At 68.9% G+C, this 22,328-nt stretch carries 12 protein-coding genes; 4 read left to right on the forward strand and 8 right to left on the reverse strand.

Annotation, left to right across the window (positions count from 1 at the left end):
• Positions 1–735 (forward strand): endo-1,4-beta-xylanase (locus tag ACFQS1_RS38880; RefSeq protein ID WP_378977777.1); only part of this gene is annotated, 735 nt, incomplete at its 5' end.
• 221 nt (positions 736–956) lie between these two features.
• On the opposite strand, the gene gdhA is transcribed toward ACFQS1_RS38880, so the two are convergent.
• The 6 genes from gdhA to ACFQS1_RS38910 form a co-directional block, all read right to left on the reverse strand.
• Positions 957–2,300 carry an NADP-specific glutamate dehydrogenase gene (gene gdhA, locus ACFQS1_RS38885; RefSeq protein ID WP_378977779.1) on the reverse strand — a complete coding sequence of 448 codons (1,344 nt, stop codon included), beginning with the start codon at positions 2,298–2,300 and terminating at the stop codon, positions 957–959.
• Positions 2,301–2,656: 356 nt separating this feature from the next.
• Positions 2,657–3,391, reverse strand: coding sequence for a YwiC-like family protein (locus ACFQS1_RS38890; protein ID WP_378977781.1), 735 nt, complete (start codon positions 3,389–3,391; stop codon positions 2,657–2,659).
• Entirely contained in the window at positions 3,388–4,713 is a 1,326-nt protein-coding gene (locus ACFQS1_RS38895; protein WP_378977783.1) for a multicopper oxidase domain-containing protein, read from the reverse strand. Before ACFQS1_RS38895 ends, ACFQS1_RS38890 begins: the two co-directional genes overlap by 4 nt.
• Positions 4,710–5,942: a hypothetical protein gene (locus tag ACFQS1_RS38900; protein ID WP_378977785.1), complete on the reverse strand. Its 1,233-nt coding sequence runs from the start codon at positions 5,940–5,942 to the stop codon at positions 4,710–4,712. Before ACFQS1_RS38900 ends, ACFQS1_RS38895 begins: the two co-directional genes overlap by 4 nt.
• Positions 5,939–7,042, reverse strand: coding sequence for a hypothetical protein (locus tag ACFQS1_RS38905; RefSeq protein ID WP_378977787.1), 1,104 nt, complete (start codon positions 7,040–7,042; stop codon positions 5,939–5,941). Before ACFQS1_RS38905 ends, ACFQS1_RS38900 begins: the two co-directional genes overlap by 4 nt.
• Positions 7,042–7,752, reverse strand: coding sequence for a helix-turn-helix transcriptional regulator (locus ACFQS1_RS38910; protein WP_378977789.1), 711 nt, complete (start codon positions 7,750–7,752; stop codon positions 7,042–7,044). The genes ACFQS1_RS38905 and ACFQS1_RS38910 overlap by 1 nt, the downstream gene beginning before the upstream one ends.
• A gap of 50 nt (positions 7,753–7,802) precedes the next feature.
• On the opposite strand from ACFQS1_RS38910, the gene ACFQS1_RS38915 reads away from it, so the two are divergent.
• Complete coding sequence (locus ACFQS1_RS38915; protein ID WP_378977791.1) at positions 7,803–8,624, forward strand: DUF2249 domain-containing protein; 822 nt, start codon at positions 7,803–7,805, stop codon at positions 8,622–8,624.
• 80 nt (positions 8,625–8,704) lie between these two features.
• Here the strand turns inward: ACFQS1_RS38915 and ACFQS1_RS38920 are convergent, their stop codons facing one another.
• Complete coding sequence (locus ACFQS1_RS38920) at positions 8,705–9,565, reverse strand: universal stress protein (RefSeq protein ID WP_378977793.1); 861 nt, start codon at positions 9,563–9,565, stop codon at positions 8,705–8,707.
• 263 nt (positions 9,566–9,828) lie between these two features.
• Entirely contained in the window at positions 9,829–10,347 is a 519-nt protein-coding gene (locus ACFQS1_RS38925) for a type 1 periplasmic-binding domain-containing protein (RefSeq protein ID WP_378977795.1), read from the reverse strand.
• 271 nt (positions 10,348–10,618) lie between these two features.
• Between ACFQS1_RS38925 and ACFQS1_RS38930 the strand changes: the two genes are divergently transcribed.
• Together ACFQS1_RS38930 and ACFQS1_RS38935 are read left to right on the forward strand one after the other, a co-directional pair.
• On the forward strand, positions 10,619–21,622 hold the full coding sequence (locus ACFQS1_RS38930; RefSeq protein WP_378977797.1) for a LamG-like jellyroll fold domain-containing protein: 11,004 nt from the start codon (positions 10,619–10,621) through the stop codon (positions 21,620–21,622).
• Between the two features lie 14 nt (positions 21,623–21,636).
• Positions 21,637–22,206 carry a DUF4240 domain-containing protein gene (locus ACFQS1_RS38935; protein WP_378977799.1) on the forward strand — a complete coding sequence of 190 codons (570 nt, stop codon included), beginning with the start codon at positions 21,637–21,639 and terminating at the stop codon, positions 22,204–22,206.
• The last annotated feature ends 122 nt before the right edge of the window (positions 22,207–22,328 follow it).

A 22,328-nucleotide genomic window follows, 5' to 3' on the forward strand; every position in this document is an offset into this window, starting at 1 on the left:
CGGGGGGTGCCGATCGACTGTGTCGGCCTGCAAACCCATTTCACCGGGGGTAGCTCGCTGCCGGGTAACTTCCAGCAGACCCTGTCCAGCTTCGCCGCGCTCGGCGTGGACGTCGCGCTGACCGAGGCTGACGTGACGAACGCGTCGACCAGCCAGTACCAGGGGCTGACCCAGGCGTGTATGAACGTGCCGCGGTGTGTGGGTATCACCGTGTGGGGCGTGCGTGACAGCGACTCCTGGCGCTCGAACGAGAGCCCGCTGCTGTTCGACGGCGGCGGCAACAAGAAGCCCGCCTACACGTCTGTCCTCAACGCCCTCAACGCGGCCCCGCCGACGAGCCCGCCGCCGACGAGTGCGCCGCCGACCAGCCAGCCGCCGACGAGTGCGCCGCCGACCAGCCAGCCGCCGACCAGCCAGCCGCCGACCAGCCAGCCGCCCAGTGGAGCGTGCGGTGCCACCTACCGGACGGTCAATTCCTGGCCCGGAGGTTTCCAGGGTGAAGTCACCGTGACGGCCGGTGGTTCGGCGATCAACGGCTGGACCGTCCAATGGACGCTCGGCAGCGGTCAGACCATCACCCAGGTGTGGAGCGGCACGCTGAGCGCCAGTGGCTCGACGGCGACGGTTCGCAACGCCGCCTACAACGGATCGGTGCCGGCGTCCGGGTCGACCACGTTCGGCTTCCTCGCCAACGGCACGCCATCCACTCCGGCGGTGACCTGCACCAGCCCGTAAGCCCATACCAGCACGGGGCGGACCCCACGCCGGTCGGCGTGGGGTCCGCTGCGTTCGGCACAGGCGAGGTGGCATCGACGGCGGTACGGTCCACACCCGGAGCCGTACACGGACACGGCAGAGCTTCCGCGGCCGGAAGGCTCAGGCGGCGTCCAGGAGGTGCCGGTCCCGGGCACCTCAGCGCGTGCGTGCCCGGACCGCGCGTCCGACCGGGCGTGTCGTCAGATCAGCCCGTGAGCCAGCATCGCCTCCGCGACCCGGCGGAAACCGTCGATGTTGGCGCCGGCGACGTAGTTGCCCGGCATGCCGTACTCCTCGGCGGTCGCGTAGCAGCGGCGGTGGATGTCGCCCATGATGTCTCGCAACCGCTGCTCGGAGAACTCAAAGGTCCAGGAGTCCCGGCTGGCGTTCTGCTGCATCTCCAGCGCGCTCGCCGCGACACCGCCGGCGTTGGCGGCCTTGCCCGGCGCGAATCGCACGCCCGCCTCGGCGAAGGCGCGGATCGCCTCCGGACCGGCGGGCATGTTGGCGCCCTCCACCACGATCATGCAGTTACCGCTGATCAACGCCTTCGCCTCGGCGGCGCCGATCTCGTTCTGCGTCGCGCACGGCACCGCGACCTGGCACGGCACCTCCCACACCGAGCGATCGGCAACGAAGCGCGCATGCGGCCGCCGGCCGACGTAGGCGTCGATGCGGGCGCGTCGCACCTCCTTGAGGTCCTTGAGCAGTTCCACGTCGATGCCCTTGTCGTCGTGGACGTAGCCGGAGGAGTCCGAGCAGGCCACGACGACACCGCCGAGTTGATGCACCTTCTCGATCGCGTAGATGGCGACATTGCCCGAGCCGGACACCACCACCCGCTTACCCTCCAGGCTGTCGTGCACGGCGCGTAGCATCTCCTCGGCGAAGAACACCGCCCCGTACCCCGTGGCCTCACGCCGGACCTGCGCGCCGCCATAGCTCAGGCCCTTACCGGTCAGGACGGCGGATTCGTACCGGTTGGTGATGCGCTTGTACTGACCGAACAGGTATCCGATCTCCCGGCCGCCGACGCCGATGTCACCGGCCGGCACGTCGGTGTATTCGCCGATGTGCCGGTACAGCTCGGTCATGAACGACTGGCAGAACCGCATCACTTCGCGGTCCGAGCGCCCCTTGGGGTCGAAGTCGGATCCGCCTTTGCCTCCGCCGATCGGCATACCACTCAGCGCGTTCTTGAACACCTGCTCGAAGCCCAGGAACTTGACGATCCCCAGATACACGGACGGGTGGAACCGCAGCCCACCCTTGAACGGTCCCAGCGCGCTGTTGAACTCCACCCGGAATCCGCGGTTGATGTGCACCTCGCCGCGGTCGTCCTCCCACGGCACCCGGAAGATGATCTGCCGCTCCGGCTCGCAGATGCGCTCGATGATCTTCACGTCGGCGTATTCCGGATGCCGATCCAGTACCGGTACGACGCTCTCCAGCACCTCGTGCACAGCCTGATGGAACTCGCTCTCGCCCGGGTTGCGGCGGACCACCGCGTCGAAGATGACGTCAACCTTGTCCTGCGCCTTCACTACAGCCCTCTCGAGTGGAATCAACGGGACGAGAAAGCCGGAAGTTCGCCGCTCTCGCCGATCGAACCTTTCAACGTCGCCAGGGCCCGCCGCGCGCCGGCGCCGGTCAACGACTCGGCGGCTTGCCGACCGTCGCAAGGCCGAAAGGGTTCATGGTGCCCCCGTCGTTGTAGCTCACAGCTTCTCAAGCTACTGCGCCCAGCTCCCCGGTGCCTGCGGCCCGCTCCTTTCCGCTGGTCCGGCCCCCGGACCGGCCCGCCTTGTCCCGGCAAGCGGGTCCAGGGCCCAGCGCTCGTCGGCGGGCGTGAGTCGTGCGCTGGACGGTAGTCGCGCCGGCGACCCTCGGGGAGGAGCGCTCAGGTGAGCGAGGCGGCGAGCACGAGCACGCTGGCGGCGATCTCGGCGATGCCGACCTGTTTCGGGGTGAGCCGATACCGGGGCAGCAGCCACGCGCGCCCGAGCAGCAAAGCGAACACCGCCGTCGGCAGCCAGCCCAGCGGCACCGCGACGAGCAGCGCAACGGCATGGTAGCCAACGGACGCGTGCCGGTAGGCCCGGCTGCCGCGTTCTCTGATCATCGTCTTGACGTAGAGCACCGTGCCGGTGAAGTAGAGCAGCACGACCAAGAACGGGGTAACGGCGCGGGCCGGCGGCTGCCCGGCGACGGCGCCCACGACGAACACCATCAGGCAGCTCTGCACGACCGAGGCGAGGTCGTTGACCAGGGCGCGCTCGCGGCGGCGGTAGGCGTGCCAGGCGTTGACGGCGAGCAGCGCGGCGTACGCCGGGGCGAACAGCAGCACCCGCGGACAGGCCAGGATCACCGGCAGCGCCAGGACCGCCGTGATCGGGGCGTACCAGGACACCGGTGACCGGTACCGCTGGGGGCGACGGCTCTTGACGGCCTGCAGAACGAAGTAGGAGAGCAGGTATCCGGCCAGCCACGCGCCGAGCAGCGGCAGATCGGGCCACCGGAACCCCATGGCCAGCACACCGGCCAGGTAGGGCAGCAGGAGCATGGCCCACGCGCCGTGCTGAGGTGGGATGTACTGCCGCGTGCTGCGCCGGCGTACGGCTGTGCTCTGGCTCATCGGTTTGTCACCTCGATCGTGCCGCGGGCGCCGCGGTCGGCGTCAGCCATCACATGACTGACGAATGGGTAGTGGCCGGCCTGCGGCAGGACGGTTTCGACGAAGCCGCCTGCGGCGGGAGCGAGTGGCAGGACCTGTGCGCCGCCGGGGTCGGCGGGCCGCAACTGGTAGCGGCCTTCGGCGTAGACGGTGTCGAACTGGGCGCCGACGACGTGGAAGGACGTGCCGCGGTTGGGGCCGGCGTCGAGGATCCAGATCCGGACCCGGTCGCCGGCCCGGGCGGAGAGCGGGCGGTGCGTGTACTGCGCGGCGTAGCCGTTGAACATCACGGCATCGGGGCGGTCGGCCCGCATGGCGGCGAGGTCGCCGCCGAGGTAGAGCTCGGACTGTACGAGGACGTATTCGCGGTCGGCCGGGGCGAGGCCGGGCGGGTCGATGATGACGGCGCCGTACATACCGTTGCCGAGGTGCAGCAGCATCGGCATGGTCGAGCAGTGGTACATCCAGATGCCGGCCTTGGTCGCCGTGAACCGATAGGTGAGGCTTTGGCCCGGTTCGATGGGCCGCATCGGCTCGTCCGGGGCGAGGGCACTGGCGTGGAAGTCGACGCCGTGATCGACGGTGCCGTCGTTGGTGAGCGTCACCTCGAAGGTGTCGCCGACCTTGCCGCGCAGCACCGGCCCTGGCACGGTTCCGTTGTAGGTCCACATCTTCTGCCGTACGCCCGGGGCGACCTCGAGTTGCACCTCGCGGACGTGCAAGGCGACCCGGTGCAGGCGCCCGGCCGGCACGGCCGGCGCCGCCGCGTCCCGGGCCCGGAAGCCAGGCCCGGGGTCGGCCATGGTGTCCACCATCGGCGCCGGCGCCGTAGCCGATGCCGACGGTGCGCCGTGGGCCGTCTCGTGGCCACCGGTGGTGACGATGGTGAGGGTCATCCCGGCCTGCCGGTGTCCGGGCAGCGTGCACCAGCCCGCCACCGGCCCGCCCATCACGCCGGCGTCGAGCCGGGCGGTCTTGCCGGGACCGATCATGCCGGTCTTCGCCCCGGTGTCGAGGGCCAGGTCGTGGCGGCGCCGGTCGTGGTTGGTGAGGGCGATGACGAGCCGGTCGCCGGCCGGAACGGTCAGCTGTGCCGGCCGGTACCGCATGTCGTCGATGGTCACGGCGATCGTCGTGGTGTGCCCGGTCGGGATGGCCGATGTCGTCGTGGCGGCGGTGTCCGCGGTGACGCCGGTGAGGTGCTGAGCACCCACGCCGGTGAGGACGGCGAGGACGACCAGGGCGATGCCGGTGGCGACGCCGCCGAGGGGTCGTTCGGTCACGATGCCTGCCTCCGGTCGGTCAGCAGCATGCGCACGGCCGGAAGCAGGAACTGCACCAGCGCGGCAAGCAGAAGAAAAGCGAGGGCGATCCGGACGTACGGGCCGGCCGGCACCATGAGCACGAGGAGTGCGGTGTTGGTCATGGCGAGCCGCTGTGCCCCGTGCCGGTCGAGGGCGGTGGTGCGTTCCCGGACGCGCGCCGGGCCGCCGCCCAGGGCCATCGGCAGCAGGTAGGCGAGCGCGCCGAGCAGGATCTGGGCGACCGAGCCGAGCAGCAGGGGCGTCAGGACGGCGCCGAAGCCGTCGGCCGCCGCGCCGGCCGTGCGGGCGGTGAGCAGGGTGGCCGCGTCGACGGCGAGCGCGACCAGCAGCCATCCGGTGCCGGCCGCGATCGACCAGGCGGCGAACGAGTCCGGCGGCTTGTGCAGCGCGGTCCGGGCCGCCGGGATCGCGGTGATCGTCACCGCCGCCGCGAAGAGGGCCAGCCCCGACGCGGCGACCGGAGGCCACCACGCCAGCACGCCGATGGTGACGAGGAGGATCGCGCTGGTGGCGGCCGGCAAAGCGGCGCGGGCAGCGGTCACCGCTGCCGGGTCCATCCGGGTACGGAGCACGGTCGGCCAGAGCGTGAGAACGGTCCCGAGCACGGTGAGCATGATCCAGCCGAGCAGGTTGACGTGGGCGTGGAACAGCAGGATCCGCGCCCGGACCGGGGAATCGGCGACCAGCATCCAGGCGCCGGCCGGGATGCCGGTGAGCAGGGCCACCGCCGCCGCGGAGTAGTAGCGCACCGTCACCGCGAACCGGGCGGGCAGTGCGGCCCGGAGACGGGCGGCCAGCCAGGCGAGGTGGCCGGCGACGGCGGCGAACACGGCGGCCGCGCCGGCCAGACCCAGCCAGGCCCGGTCGGTGCCGCCGCCGGTGAGCACCGCGACCACTCCGGCGTTGAGGACCGCCAGGCGCAGGATCTCACCCCGGCGATGCGGCGGCGGGGGGACGCGCAGCACGGCGGCGGTGAAGTGTGCGCTCCAGACGAGGATCGCGTTCGTGGCGGCGCCCAGCAGCAGCAGGTGTACGGCGAGCCAATACCAGTCCGGCGCGAACGGGTGGGCGAACGCCAGGACGGCCAGCGCGCCGAGGTACCCGGCCGGCAACAGTGCGGCCCGGCGGTGCCAGACGGCTCGGCCGGTGGCCGGAGCCGGCCGGTCAGTGACCGTGAGCGGCTTCATGACCGGATCCCGGCCCGGCGTACCCGGACCGAAACGGCGGCCGCGCAGCCGATGAACAGCAGCACCGACGCCACATTGACCACGCCGGACCAGCGCCACGCCGGCTCCAGCCCGGCCGCGTCGCCGGCCGTGACCCGGACCAGCAGGGAAGCGTGCAGCAGCGCGAGCGGGAGGTAGAGAACGGGCCGATAGGGAAGGGGCCGGCGCAGCACAGCGGGCAGGATCACCGGCGCGTGCACGAAGATCATCGAAAGGGTGAAGCCGAGGAAGACGGCGTGCAGGGTGGCGTCGTAACGAGCGCCGGCGGCGGCCGATCCGGCCCCGGCCCACAGCAATCCGGCCAGCGCCAGCCAGGCGTAGCCGCTGAGGAGCCCGGCGGCGACGTAGCGGGGGAGTCCGGTGCCGCGCACGGTGTGCCGGGCGACGTCGAAGACGGCCAGCCAGGCGGTGACCGCCAGCAGCGCGAAGCCGAACATTTTCGTGCCCGGCTGTGGCCAGAGCGTGGCGGCCGTGGCGCCGGCCACGAGCGTGGCCAGGGCCGCCAGGAACCAGCGCTGGGCGGTGGGCGTGGCGAGGGCCACGTGCGCCAGCTCCAGGCGTTCCCCGGCGATCGTCGCGACCACGAACGCCACCATCCAGGGCACGATGTCGGCGATCGAGAGGCCGGCCAGCCACAGCAGCGTGGCCGCGTACCAGCAGAATGCTCCGGTCGCCTGGGCGAGCAGGGCGGCCGACTGCTGGCGGCGCCACAGAGCCCGGTAGATGCCGAGCAGCCCGACGGCGCCGGTCATCATCAGCACCTTGCCCGGCAGGCCGGGACCGGCGAGCAGAAGCACCAGCGCGCCCACGGCGCTGGAGCCCGGCGCCAGCAGTCCCGTGCGGCGGCCGAGCGCCACCGCCCGCTCCAGCGCGATCAGGGTGCCGACGAAGCCGAACACCATCACCGGGCCGTGCACGTCCTCGACCGGTGCGGCCGGTGCCGGGACCGCGGTGCCGAGCAGCAGCAACGCCGCGTAGAGCCCGCCCAGCAGGGCGACTGCCGACGCCGCCAGCACCGGTACGCGCAAGCGGACCGGCAGGCCGGCGGCCAGGACCGGCATTACGGCTCGCCGGCGATGCGGCGGGCGGTCAGCGGCAGCCGGACGACGCAGGCGTGCGGTGCGCCGAACGGCTCCAGTACCGCGCGGTCCGAGGCGACCCCGCGGCTGTCCAGAACACCCTGGGCCACGCCGGCGTGCAAGCCGCACATGGCGTCCGGATTGTGCCCCACCAGCTCGAGGAAGGGACAGGTGTGCAGGTGCAGCTCGTCGTCGCCGGACCCGGCGGGGCCGGGTTGCGGGCTGAAGCCCAGCCCGTCGAAGACCGCGGTCAGCGCCTCGACCGGATCGTCGCCGGCCGGCGTGCTCGCCGCGAGCTGCCGGCCCCAGTCCCGGCCGATGCGGGCAGCGGCGTCCCGCAGGTCACCACCGTCACGCGGCAAGTGGTCCAGCAGGGCGGCCGCGAGGGCGCGATATGGCGCCGGAGCCGGGGCCGGGTCGGCCGCCGTCGCGCGGTAGCGCCACGCGGGCCGGCCGGGCAGGCCGCCGCTGGCCCGTGCCTTCACCAGCAGACCCGCCTCGACCAGCCGCTCCAGATGGGCGCGCGTGGTCGACAGGTGCTGACCGGTGGCGGCCGCGACGTCGGCGGCGGTCAGCCCGCCGGCCGCGTCCCGCACCAATCGGAAAATCACCACCCGGCTCGCCGACCCGAGAGCCCGGTGCTGCGGCGTGTTGATTCTCTCGCCGCTCGGCCCTGTTCCCGAGGTTTCCATGCTGGTAGACGTTATAACGTCGAATGACAGTAAAACCAGAGGAGCGTGCGATGTCACAGCCCGATCGGATCGCGGCCGACGCGGTCATCAGCCACCACGAGCAGCTCGCCACCACCCTGACCCAACTGGTCGATGGGCTGATCGAGCCCGCGGATGCCGGCCGCCTGCGCGAGGCGTGGCAGGTGCACGAGAAGCTGGTCGGCTGGGTGCACACCGAGCTGTTGCCGCACGCGTACGCCGAGGAGGAGGCGCTCTACGCCGCGGCGGCGCGACTGCCGGAGGCGAAGCTGCTGGTCCAGGGCATGCTCGCCGAGCACCAGGCGATCGCCGAGCTGGCGACCGAGCTCGAGACCACCGGGTCGCCGGTCGCCGCCGCGGCGGCCGCCCGGGCGTTGCGTGCGCTGTTCGAGGTTCATCTGGCCAAGGAGAACGATCTGATCGTGCCCCTGCTGGTGGACGCCGAGGATGTCGACCTGGCCGCGCTGCTGGCCGGCATGCACGAGCTGCTCGGCGAGCAACCGGCGGCCGCCGGTGGTGGCTGTGGGTGCGGCGGTTGCGGCTGCGGCGACGCGGCCGCTGAGTCCGCGGCGCCGGTGGGGGCGTTGAACATCGACGCGCGAATCGACGTGCGGCAGCTGCCGCACGCGCAGCGACATGCCCAGGTCCTGGCGGCGCTCGACGCGGTGCCCGCCGACGGCGCCCTGGTGCTCATCGCGCCGCACGCTCCGCTGCCGCTCCTGTCGCAGATCGACCAGCAGTACGACGGGCAGTTCCGGATCGAATGGCTGCAGGAGGGCCCGGAGGTCTGGCAGATACGCCTGCACCGGGCGGCGGACCTCTCGGCCCTGTCCGGCGCCGAGGTGCGCGGCTGAAACTGCCCCGCCGGCCCATCAGCGCCGCGGTGCGCCCCGGCGTTCCGCGGCGGATGGGCGCCGACGGCTGGTTCCGGCGCCTACGTGCCGTGCACGACCGCGATGCTGGCGGCGGAATGACGCAGCACGTGCTGGCTCACGGAGCCGAGAAGCATGCCACGCACGGGGCTGCGTCCTCGTGTGCCGACGACCAGAAGCCCGGCGTCCGCGCTCGCCCGGACCAGCGCGGCAGCGGGGTGCTCGACGACGGTTTCGCCGGTGATCTCGACCTCCGGATGGTCGGCGCGGACGCTGCCGATCAAGGTGTCGAAGGCGTGCTGTTCGTCGGCGGTGACCATGAGCGAGGCCGCGGGCGTCGGGTCACCGATGCCGTTGCCCGGCAGCCAGGCCCGGATCACGCGCAGGGCCACCTTGCGCAGCCGCGCCTGCTCCGCGGCGAACCGCAGCGCGGCCTGCGCCGGGGCGGAGTCGTCGACGCCGACCAGGATGGGACCACCGGGCCCGGGAACACCGCGGACAACGACAACGGGGCAGGTGGCGTTCTCGCTGACGGCGACGCTGACCGAGCCCAGCAGCCCGACGACTCCGCTGTGGCCACGGCTGCCCAGGACGATGAGACTCGCTTCGGCGGACCTGCCGATCAGCGTGAGCGCGGCGCTGGCGTTGACAATCGAGGCATCGGTTGGCACGGACGGATGTGTCTCCCGCGCCGAGGCGCGGACCTCGTTGAGCATGCCGTGCACGGCACGGTCGATCTCACCGTCGGGCTGGACCGCCGGCGCGCCGATGGTCGCCGTGGCGGGGAGCCAGTCCGGCCACTGGTAGGCGTAGAAGAACTCGACCGCCGCGCCGGTCAGTTCCGCGGTATCGAGCGCCCACCGCGCGGCGGCTTTGGCGTCCGCGGAGTTGTCGAATCCCACAATGATCTTTCCAGCTGCCACAGGAACCTTCTCTCGGAGCGCGAAGACAGCGATCTCATTCTTGCCCACGAGCTGAGCGACGTCGAACGGTCCCGGCCGCGCGGACAGGATCGCGCGGGCGAGGCACGCTCACCGAGCCCGGCGCGGATGTCCGGGGCCCGCTGTGCCGCATGACGCCTGCTCTGCCGCGTGGCGTCCCTGCCACCGCGGGGCCGGCGGCTCCTGAATTACCGCAATGGCCTTCGGTGTCCGTGGTGGCGTCGGCCGCCAACTCCATCCTCGGGTCAGCCGCCGGCGGCGGCGTTGAGAGCATTCGTGACCAGGGTGCGAACCGTCGTGGTCGTGGTGGCGGTGTCGGGCTCGCTGACGCGGGTCACGTTGGGGTGGCGCTGGGCCGTGCCGACAACGACGAAGCGCGTTTCTGGGTACGTGGCGGCGTTGGCGTCAACGGCGGCAGCCGGGGCGGAGCCGGCAGCGAGGATGACATCGCAGCCGCCGATAGCGAGTGTGGCGAGGTAAGTGGCCGCGTTGGCGAGGGTCTGGTCGCCATTCACGGCGAGGTAGCGCACCTTGCCGTGGGTGGCCAGGGACGCCTGCTGCATGCCGTTCCAGACCGGGGCCGTGTCGTGGTCGGCGACGCCTGCGGCGGGGGTCAGTAGGCATGCTGTGGCCGCGGTGTATTGACGAGCGCGCGGCTCGTCATGGTCGTCCGGCCACAGTAGCCACACCAGAGCGGCTGCCGCTATCGCGGTGGCTGTGCCGCTGATCAGCCAGGTTTTGCGGCTCACTCGTCCCCCGAACACGGCGGCAGCGTACCTGGAAGGAAGCTGAAAGTGAATCGTCCTTTTCGGACAGCTTTTTGTGACGTGATCGTTACTTGACGTCCACGGCTCGCTACGACGAGTGTCTCCGCCAAGCTGTGTGTACGGACGGGGAGCGGTGATCCGTGTGAATGCCTGGTGGCGCCGCTGTGCGCTCGTGACGCTGATGGTTTTCGGACTGTCGACAGCGATTCCGGCGCAGAATGTCCACGGCGGACACCTTTCGGTCGGTTGGCTGAATGACCTGCTCAGGGTGCGGTGGGCGTCGGCGCAGTCGCCGATCGGTGGGTTGCCCAAGCAGTTGCAGGGCGAGCGTCCGCAGCACGGGGGCTACGTGGGGGCGGCGGCGACGGCGTCCAGCGGCGGCGCTGGGCGGGCGCCGGGCAAGACGCCGGAAGGCGGTTTGGAACCGTACGAGCCGTACGACCCGTCGACGAAGACCATCAAGATCGCCGGCAAGGCGCGTGGTTTCGTGGCCGAGACGAGCAAGCGAGACGCGGTGAGCTCCTCGGCGGCGATGGACGAGTACAAGAACGCGGACGGCTCCACCACGCAGGTGTTCACCAGCGGCGTGACGAACTTCAAGTCGGGTGCGGCATGGCAGAAGATCGACCCGACGCTGGTCGAGGATGGGTCGAGTCGCTGGGAAACAAAGGCGAGCAGCCTCAAGGTTTCGCTTGCTGGCAAGACCGGGGAGGTCGCGTCGAACGCCACCGCGAGTACAACACCCGCGGGCGTTCCGAGCGCGACCCCGGATGCCGTGCCCGGCGCGACACCGGATAGCACGATGCCCAGCGCGATCCCGTCCACCACGCCGAGCGCGAACGCGGACACGGCGCCTTCGGAGCCGGTAGCGTCGGTGAAGCTGCCCAGCGGTGACTCGGTCGGCTACGAGCTCGCCGAGGCGTCTGCGGCGACCGCGAGTGTGGCCGGGCCGACTGCGACCTACTCGGGCGTACTGCCTGGAATCGATCTGCAGTTGAGAACCAGCACCGCGGGCGTCAAGCAGATCCTGGTTTTGCACTCGCCGCAATCGCCCAACGAGTGGACGTTTCCGCTGCATTTGAACGGGCTGTCGCCGCGGATGACGACCGACGGCTCACTGGAGCTGGTGGACGACGCCAGGAAGGCGCGTGCCTGGTTCCCGCACGGCTCGATGAGTGACTCGAAGGTAGACCCGGACTCCGGGGACTTCGCCACCTCGTCGGCGGTGACAATGAGCCTGACCACGACCGCCGCAGGCACGCCGGCCTTGAGGGTGGTTGCCGACCGTAAGTGGCTCGATGATCCGGCACGCGTCTACCCGGTGCGGGTCAGCGGAGCCCTGACCGCAAACCGCGCTGGCAGCGCGTACGTCGACAACGACGCCGTCACCGGCCCGGGTGAGCAGGCCGGTGACGACCTGCAGATCGGCACATATGACGGCGGTAAGACCAAAGCCCGTTCGTATCTCAACTTCGGCGATGTCGGGACCAGGGCCAAGGGCACAACCGTCACCTCGGCGAGTTTGCGGCTGCATCTGACGTACGCGAAATGCGGCGCGGATCAGTCGTTTTCCGTCTTTCCGCAGACCCCGGCGACCTCAGCCGCGGCCCTGTCGGCGACCGCTTATCCCGGTCCGGCCGTCGCCGCCGAGCCGATCGGGTCGCTGACCGTCTCAGACCCGGCCGCGGCATGCGCCAACAGCGCAGCGGACCCAGCAGCCGGGACCGATGTCACCGTTCCACTTGACGTTGCAGCTTTCAACGACGGAACCATCGACACCGGGAACTTCGGAGTAGCGCTGGCCGCCTCCGATACCGACACGAGCGCGTACAAGGTGTTCACGTCAGAGCAGGCTGCCTCCGGCGAGTACGCGCCGGCGCTGATGCTGACCACGGCGGCCAACGTGGCGCCGCAGGTCGACACCCGGTATCCGGGCAACAACGCGATCGTCGAGACGCTGACTCCGCAGCTGGTCACCCGGGCGCATGACCCGGACAAGTCACCGAACACGGGCCTGACGTACTCCTACGGGGTCTACAACAGCGCAGGTAGCCTGGTGATCGCCTCGGGCACGATCTCCACGCCGACGTGGCAGGTCCCGGCGGGCAAGCTGGCCTGGAACTCCACGTACTACTACGCCGTCGCGGTCGGCGACCACACCAGCACCGCAGCGCCGACGGCTTTCTACGCGTTCAGCACCCCGGTGCCGCAACCCAGGCTGACCTCCGACCTGGCGCAGAACCCGGGCGTGGGCTTCGACCCGAACAACGGCAACTACACCACCTCGGCGACCGACGCCTCCGTCGCGGGCATCGGCCCGGAACTGGAGATCTCCCGTAGCTACAACAGCCTGGACACCCGCCGGTCGGGCGCATTCGGCCAGGGCTGGTCCAGCATCTTGGACACCCGGGCAACGCAGAAGCTGGACGCGGCAGGCGCGGTGCGTACCGTGGTGGTCACCTATCCGAACGGCTCCGAGGTGGCGTTCGGCCGTAACAACGACGGAACGTTCACTCCGCCGTCCGGTCGGTACGCAACCTTCACGGCGCAGACCTCAGGTAGCACCGTCACCGGGTACACATTGACCGACAAGGACGCCACGCGGTACGTCTTCGGCCGCGCGGCGGGCAGCGGCGTCTTCCAGGTCACGGCGATCATCGACGCGAACGGACGGGCGCTGGCCTTCTCGTACGCGAATAGTGTGATCTCGACGGTGACCAATGCCGCCGGGCGTAAGTTGACGCTGACCTGGGTGACCGCGTCGAGTCAGACGGTCGGTGCCGCGCACGTGGCGACCGTGACCACCGATGCGCCGGTCGCGGGCGGCAGCGGTTACACCTGGACCTACGCCTACGGCACCTATGACCGGTTGACGACGGTGTGTCCGCCCGGGACGACGACGGCGTGCACGGTCTACAACTGGGCGAACTGGCACAGCGAGTACCCGCACGCCACGCTGAACCTCAACCCGTACTCGTATTGGCGGCTCAATGACGCGGTGGGCAGCGGCTCGGCCGAGAGCAGCGTGCTGGCGAACGCGCGGGTGGACAACGGCACCTACCACAACGTGGCGCTGGGCGGCGCGCCGTCGCTGATCGATTCGAGCGCCACGACGGCGGGGTTCAACGGCACGTCGTCGAATGTGCAACTGCCGGGCAAGTTGGTCGCGGACGGCTCGTACCAGTCGTTGAGCATGTGGTTCAAGACCAGCACGCCGGGTGGGGTGCTGTTCAGCTACAGCGCCTCGCCGATAACCGCCGGCACCACCACCGGCAACTTCACGCCGGCGCTGTACATCGACAAGAATGGCTACTTGCGCGGCGAGTTCTGGCAGGGTGCCGCCGCCCCGATCAGGTCCACGTCGACGGTCACCAACAACGCCTGGCACCACGTCGTGCTGGCCGGCGCGGGTAACACCCAGACCATGTACCTGGACGGTGTCGCCCAGGGCAGCCTGGCCGGGACGATCGCGATGTTCGGCAACAACGGCTCGGCGTACGAGTACGCCGGTGCCGGGTTCGTCGGCTTCGGGTGGCCGGACCACGCCTACACCGGCACGACCACGGGTACCGCGACCTACTTCAACGGCTCGCTCTCCGACGTCGCGTTCTACACCAAGACCCTGACCACGGCAGATGTCGCCAACCTGTACTGGGTCGCGGACAACTCGTCGTCGGCCATCCGGTACGTCAAGTCCCCGGCCGGGCGGATCCAGTCGCAGGTCGCGGTGAGCAACGTGACCGGTGACGTCACGACGGTGACCGACGAGAACGGCGGCGTCTGGACGATGGGCACGCCGACGATCGCCGGCAACAGCGACGTCTACTCGGCGTCGGTGCTCGGCGCGAAGCCGTTCGACTACTGGCGGCTCGGCGAGATCGACTCGGACGTGACCGACGCGGTCAACGAGGTCGCCGGCGGCACCGCCTCCTACAGCTCGGTGACCCTGGGCGCGTCCGGCCCGTTCGCCGACAACACCGCTACCCAGTTCGACGGGTCCACCTCGAACGTCGCGCTGCCGGGCTCGGTCACCGGCGACGCCGCGAACTCGGTCGGCGTGTGGTTCAACACCACCGCGACCGGCAAGGTCATCTACGGGGCTCAAGCCGGGGCGCTCGGCGAGAGCACCGCGCCGGGGATGCCGGCGCTGTGGATCAGCGCGGACGGCAAGCTGCGCGGCCTGGCCCCCTCGACCACCCCGACCGGCCCGCTGCGGCTGGGCATCGCCGGGAAGTGCCTGGACAACTTCAACCAGAGCACCACCGACGGCAACAAGATCGATATCTGGACCTGCAACAACGGCAAGGCGCAGACCTGGACCGCGTACGCCGACGGCACAATCCGCATCGGCGGTAAGTGCCTGGACATCAAGGGCGGCGCCGCCGCCACCGCCAACGGCGCCCTCATCGACCTGTGGACCTGCAACAACGGCCTGAACCAGAAGTGGCAGCCGTACAACGGCGGTCTGCGCAACCCGAACTCCGGTAAATGCCTCGCCGACCCGGCGGCCTCGACCACCGACGGCACCCAACTGATGATCTGGACCTGCAACGGCGGCGCCGAGCAGGCCTGGACCATGTCGCTCGCGTCGGCGCAGGCGGTCAACGACGGCAAGTGGCACTTCGCGATGCTCACCAACGGCACCACCAACCAGTCGCTGTACATCGACGGCGTCGCGAGCACCTGGGCCGTCGGCACCGTCCCGCTGACCCCCGGCAACCAGCCGCACGCCTACCTCGGCGCCGGCTTCACCGGCGCCGGCTGGGCCGGTCTGCCCGCCAACACCACCACGTACTTCAACGGCAAGCTGGCCGAGGCCGCCTTCTACGACGCCGAGCTGACTTCCGATCAAGTCGCCGCGCAGTGGGATGCGAGCAAACAGACCGTCGGGCAGGCGACAACCCTCGTCGACAACACAGTCACGACCATCACCATGCCGGTCAAGACGGTCACCGTCATCGACCCGGGCGGCAAGACCCTCTCGTACGCCTACGACCTGCTCAACAACCGGCAGATCGCCGAGACCGACACGCTCGGCAACACCACCCGCTACGGCTACGACGTCGGCGGCTTCTCCAACCTGGTCTACGACCCGACCGGGGTGTGGACCCAGGCCACCCAGGACGCGCGGGGCAACACCATCAAGCGGGTCACCTGCCAGGACCAGTCCGTCCTACGGTGCTCGACGTCGTACTTCGAGTACTACCTGAACGCGTCGAACCCGGTGGACCCGCGTAACGACGTGATGACCGCCAGCCGCGATGCTCGCTCGATCAGCAACACGGACAACACGTACAAGACCAGCTACAGCTACGACGCCAAGGGCAACCCGCAGTCCACCGCGGATGCCCTGGGCCGGATTGCCGCCATGAGCTTCACCGACGGCACGACGGTCGCGGCGGCCGACTCGGGGCTCGCGCCGCCGGGCCTGCCCTACCTCGCGGTCAACCCAGCGGGTGGCAAACAGCAGATCAGCTACAACGCCAATGGCGATGTCGCCCGGACGGTCTCGCCGTCCGGTGAGGTGACCACCTTCACGTACGACAAGCTGGGCCGCAAGCTCACCGAGACGACCATGACCTCGACCTTCCCGAACGGCCGCACCACCTCGTTCGCCTACGACGGGCAAGGCCGGTTGCTGACCCAGACAGATCCCCCGGTCACCAACCGGGTCACCGGCGCCGTGCATACCGCGGTCACGACCAACGTGTACGACGCCGACGGCAACATCACATTGCGGACAGCCACCGACGCCACCGGTGGCGATGTGGCCCGCACACAGACAGTGGCGTACAACGCGTACGGGCAGAAAGAGTCGCAGACCGACGCGGTCGGCAAAACGACCAGCTTCACCTACAACCAGTACGGCCAGGTAGTCACCGAGACCGACTCGGACGGCGGAGTGACCGGCTTCGAGACCGACGCCGAGGGCAACGTCCTCACCGAGACGATGAAGGGCTGGACCGGCGACCCGAACAACCCCAGTAGCCCAGCCGACCTGGTCACCAAGACCAACACGTACGACCCGAACGGCCGGCTCGCCAGCACCACCGACGCGATGGGCTGGACTACGGCGTACAAGTACACCGACGACGGTCTCACCGCGCAGATCATCCGCACCGACAAGCCATTGAAGGACGACGGCACCCCCGCCGACGGCGCGACCACATTCATCCAGGCGCAGAACACCTACGACCCGGCCGGGAACCTGACCCAACAGGTCACCAACAACGGCGCAACCACCACCACCATCGGCTACGACGCCGCGAACCGGCCGGACGTCACCACGCTCGACCCTGGCGGCCTCAACCGGGTAACCAGGAACGTGTACTCCCCGGACGACAAGGTCGTCAGCACCACCCAGGCCGTCGGCGCCGGCAACCCCCTGTCGATCACCGACCATCAGTACGACGCCGAGGGCCGGCTACGCGCCGAGATCGCCTACAACGGCGACCCGGCAACCACTCCCGTGGCCCGCTGGAAGCTCGACCAGACCACTGGGACCACCGCGGTCGACAGTGCCGGCAACAGCTCGGCACCGACGACGAACATCACCTGGTCCGCGTCCGCGCCCCCCGGCCACACCGGCAGCGCGAACTTCCCCGACAGCACCAGCGCCCGGATCGCCACCGACGGCCCGGTGCTGGACACCGGCCGCCCCTACACGGTGTCAGCATGGGTCTACCTGACCGACACCAACTACAACCGGGCTGCTGTCTCGCAGGACGGCGAGACGCAGAGCGCCTTCATGCTCGGCTACGCCGGCTACACGACGAACCGGTGGCGGATGCTGATCAGCAAGGACGGCTCCAACACCGTGGATGTCACCTCCACCGCCGTGCCGGCGCTGAACACCTGGACCCATCTGGCTGCCGTCTTCGACGGCACCAAGGCCACGCTGTACGTCAACGGCACCGCGCAGGGCAGCGCCCCCACGACGTCGATCAACACCAACGGTCCACTAGTCCTCGGCGCCGGCAAATGGGCCGGCGGACCCTCCGACGCCTGGCCCGGTCAGGTCGCCGACGTTCTGCTCTACCAGCGACCGCTGACCGGCACCCAGGTCTCAGCGGTCTACAACGGCACTGCGCCCGTTCCGGGCGCCGGCGTCACACGCGTGTCGTCCAATCTCGACGAGAGTGGCCTCGCCACCCGGACAACTGACCCCCGCGGCAACGCCACCGACATCTCCTACGACGAGGCGGAGCGGCCCGCGGTAAGCACCGGTGCGCCGGTGACTGTGGAGACCTTGAGCGGCGCGGTCGTTGCCCGGCCAGTCAGCTACACCGGGTACGACACCTTTGGCGATCCGACCGAGACAGTCGACAGCAACGGCAACCAGACCACCTTCGTCTACGACCGGGCCGGCCGGGTCTACGAGACACACCGGCCGCCCTACACGGCGCCCGGCGCGACGACGATCAGCCCGGTCAGCTCGGTCACCTACGACGCGCTCGGGCAGACCACTTCCACCACCGACGAGCTCGGCAACACCACCCGCTACAGCTACGACCAGCTCGGGCGGGTGTCGAAGGCGGTCGCGCCGAACGACGGCGTCACCACGATGTCCTACGACCTGAACGGCAACCCGACCTCGATCACCGGCCCGACCGGCGCACGGGCCGAGACCACCTACGACTACCTTGGGCGCGAACTGACCTCGACGCGGCTCGTGCGGCAGACGAGCGAGGCGAACACGACGACGTACGCGTACGACCCGGCCGGTCGCCTGAAGTCGGCGACCAGCCCGACCGGCGTCTCGCAGAGTTACACCTACAACGCGGCGGGGGAGCAGGTCGCCAGCGTCGACGGCGCCGGACAGACCACCCGGACCGACTACGACGGGCTCGGTCGGCCGACCAAGATGACCCAGCCCGGCGGCGCGTATCGAACAACCGCCTATGACATGCTGTCCCGGCCCTCCGGTACTGCGGCGTACGAGCCGAACGGCACCCAGCTGACCACGTCGTCGCAGACCTTCGATGCCGCGGGCAATGTGCTGACCAGCACCGACGGGCGCGGATCAGTCACCTCGTACACGTACGATCCGACCGGTCTGGTGATGTCGGAGAGACAGCCGACCAGCGCTACCACGTCGGTCCTGACGTCGTTCGGCTATGACCTGAACGGCAACCGGACCCGGTTCACCGACGGCCGCGGCAACGCGTTCTGGACCACGTACAACGCGTTCAACATGGCGGAGTCGACGATCGAGCCGGTCACCGCCTCGTACTCGGCGCCGTCGGACCGCACCTGGACCAGCACGTACGACGCCGCAGGCCAGATCGTGGGCATCGCTGCGCCGGGCGGGGTCACTTTGACCTACGCGTACGACAGCATGGGTGCCCTGATCTCCGAGGCCGGCGCCGGCGCGGCGGCCAGTACCGCGACCCGCACGTATGGCTATGACCTGGCAGGCCGGATGACCTCGTTCGCCGTCCCCGGTGGCACGAACGAGATCACCTATGACGACCGCAGCCTCCCGACCGGGATCGGAGGTCCGTCCGGCACGTCCTCGTTCGCCTGGACACGGGACGGACTGATGAAGTCACGGACCGATACGGCCGGGACGACCTCATACACCTACGACACGGCCGACCGGCTCGCCACCCTGACCAATCCGACGGCTGGCACCAGCCTGGCATACGCCTACGACGCCGACTCGGCGGTCAAATCGATCACCTACGGCGGCGCCGGCAACGTCCGCACCTTCACCTACGACGGCCTGAAGCGGCCCACCGGCGACGAATTGAAGACAGCGTCCGGCACGTCGATCGCAAAGATCGCCTACGGCTGGGACGCCAACAGCAACGAGACGTCGAAGACCACCACCAACTTCGGCAGCACCACTACGGCCAACACTTACGGCTACGACCTGGCCGACCGGTTGATCTCCTGGTCGGACGGCACGACCACGACCGCCTACACCTACGACGCGTCCGGCAACCGGACCGGGAACGGGTCGACCACCTACACGTACGACGCCCGGAACCGGCTGGTCGGCGACTCGACCGGAGCCGGTTACGTCTACACGCCACGGGGTACGGTGAGCCAGACCACCAACGGCGCCACCATCGAGACCACGGTGTCCGACGCGTTCGATCAGGTGGCCTCTCAGTCCGCTGGTGGCAATACCTCGGCATACACCTACGACGCCCTCGGCCGGGCACTGCAGACCGGGTTCTCCTACACGGGCACCGGCAACGACTTGGCGGCCGATGCCGGCTCCACCTACGTGCGCGACCCGGACAACGACGTGGTGGGCACCACCTCTGGTGGTACCAGCTGCCTCGTGTGGACCGATCTGCACGACGACGTGGTCGGCCAGTTCACCGCCACCGGCACCACGCTCACCGGGTCGACCGTCTATGACCCGCTCGGCACCGTGAAGACCTCAACCGGGATGCTCGGCAACCTCGGCTACCAGTCGGAGTGGACCGACAGCCTGACCAAGAGGGTCAACATGTCGGCCCGCTGGTACAACCCCGGCACCGGCCAGTTCGACAGCCGCGACACCGCCGCGAACACCCCGATCCCCGACTCGATCAACGCGAACCAGTACGCCTACGCGAACGCGAACCCGCTCACCGGGACCGACCCGAGCGGGCACGGGCTCTGGAGCAAGATCACGCACGGCATCTCGAGCATCGCGAGCAGGGGCTACTCATACGCCGCGCAAGCGGTCTCCACGGCGTACAGCGCCGGCTCGTACGCCTACCACCGGCTGAGCTCCTACGCCTACGCAGGCCTGTCAGCCGGGCTTGGCTACGTCGCGGCGAAGGCGAACAAACTCGGGGCCAAGAGCGTGGCGAAGCTGGCCAACAAGGGCCGGGCGAAGGCAACGAAGAAATCCCAGCAGCACGCCCGCCAGGCAAAACGCGCCCACCAGGACTTCGAGCGTAAGGGCAAGGCGCTCAAACAGCGCACGGCCCGCGTCGTCCGCAAAGCCACCAAGGTCGTCAAAGACGCCCATAAGAAGGTCGTCAAAGCGAAGGTCAAGAACCCTTCGGCGGTCGAGCGGTTCCTCGAAACCATCGGCGAAGACGCCTGGAAGACCGTGACCGGTTCCGGGCCACTCTGTCTGCTCGACGGCGGCACAAAAGGCTGCTGGAACAAGGCGATGGACATCGCCCTGGCCGCGAATTCGGCAAAATGGCGTGGCCTGGATGTCCCGAAGTGCCAGTTCACATTCAAGTGCGGTGACCTGTGGAACGACCTGAAGACACCGTTCAAGGAGATGAACTGCGACAAGGGCGTCTCCGCAGAGTGCGCCGGCCACATCGCGTTCTTCGCCATCATGGAGGTCCTTACCGATGGTGTGGGCGGAGCAACGAGAGTCGAAGCCAACGCGGCCAAGGCGGCGGGCGCCGGCGCGACCGGCTTCCGCGTGGCGGCCAGAGGCGCAGCCGAAGATGCGACTGCGGTAGCGGCCAGAGCCGCGCGGCCGAGGTCTCCGCTCATCGAGGGCATCGAGGCCGGCGCGAGATGCAGCTTCGCCCCTGCCACCCCGGTGCTTATGGCGGACGGCACCCGAAAGCCGATCATTGATGTTGTAGTTGGCGACAAGGTGGTCGCCACTGATCCTCAAAGCGGGGAAACCTCCGGCAAGGCCGTCATGGCCCTGCACGACAACCTCGACATTGATCTAGCCGACGTCACCGTCGCCGACCGCAGCGGTCACCACTCCGTCGTGCACACCACCCAGAACCACCGCTTCTGGGACGCCAGTACCGAAAAATGGACCCGAGCCGATCAACTCCACCCCGGCGACCGGCTCACCACCCCCAACGGGACGACCGCAACGATCGTCACGGTCCACTCCTTCGCCGGCTCGCAGCACATGCTCAACCTGACCATCGCCGACATCCACACGTACTATGTGCTCGCCGGCAACGCGCCGGTCCTCGTTCATAACGATGATGGAATTTATTCCTGGCCGAACACGGATGGCCCCATTCCGCAGCGAGGTCAAACCGCTCTGTATGCACAATTTGACCAGCGCAGCGGCGAGTTCCTGAAGTGGGGCGTATGGACTAACACAACGGGCAACTATTCGCGTTACACTCAGAAGTACCTCAGGGAACGAAAAATTCAAACCACGGTACTCCAGAACTTCGACTCGAAGGCGGAAGCTCACGCAGTCGAGCGGGACCTCGTTGCCAGGGCTCCCGGCCCACACAATCTCGAGCAGTATGCTGGTAGCAAGAGTGTAGGTGAGGATCCGCTCGATATCATTCGGAATTTCGGATACAGGGGAGGCCCGGCGTGCTAACGTCTGAGCAGTCGGTGCTATGGGCGCTCATTGATTCAATTCCGAATGCTAATCGAAGCGAACAAGAAATGACTGAACCTCTCCTGGCTAAGTTGTCAAGGTTGCCGATACCGCGGGTGGCGCGATTTCAACGCGAGCTTCTCGATTGTATGGATGACTTGTTGAGTTGGAGGTTGTGGGAGGCGGCCGACATTGTTCATGAGCTGCCGTGCTCGGGTGACGCGTTTGCCGACTTCAGATTATGGATAGTGGCTCAGGGCAGCCAGGTATGTCGGGAGGTTATGCGAGACCCAGACTCGCTTGCGTCAATACCTGAAATAGCGCGGATCCTTCGCCTTCCGCGACCCTGGGCTGATGCAGACTATCCCCACTTCGCGTCACTGGGCGCGCTCGCTGGCGATGCCTTTGACGAGATTCTTGCGAAGATGGAACCAGCGGTCGCGGAGTCGGTCGACCGCCCGGCCGTGTTTGACGAGCAGATCCCGGCCTACCTTAAGGAGCCATTTCCTGCAGACTACGGCGTCGATTCTGCCGTGCATCGTAGGTTACCGATGCTTAGCGCTATGCGAGGTTGGTCGCTCTAGTACGGCAGCCGCCATTAGCAGTCTGACCTGCTGGGATGTGGTGGGGGCGGTGTCCAACATGGACGCAGCCGCCTGTTGATCATGTGTTTGTGAGGACAACAAGATCAAAGGCGGCTGCTGCT

This window comes from Paractinoplanes rhizophilus (assembly GCF_042664765.1).
Taxonomy (GTDB): Bacteria; Actinomycetota; Actinomycetes; order Mycobacteriales; family Micromonosporaceae; genus Actinoplanes; species Actinoplanes rhizophilus.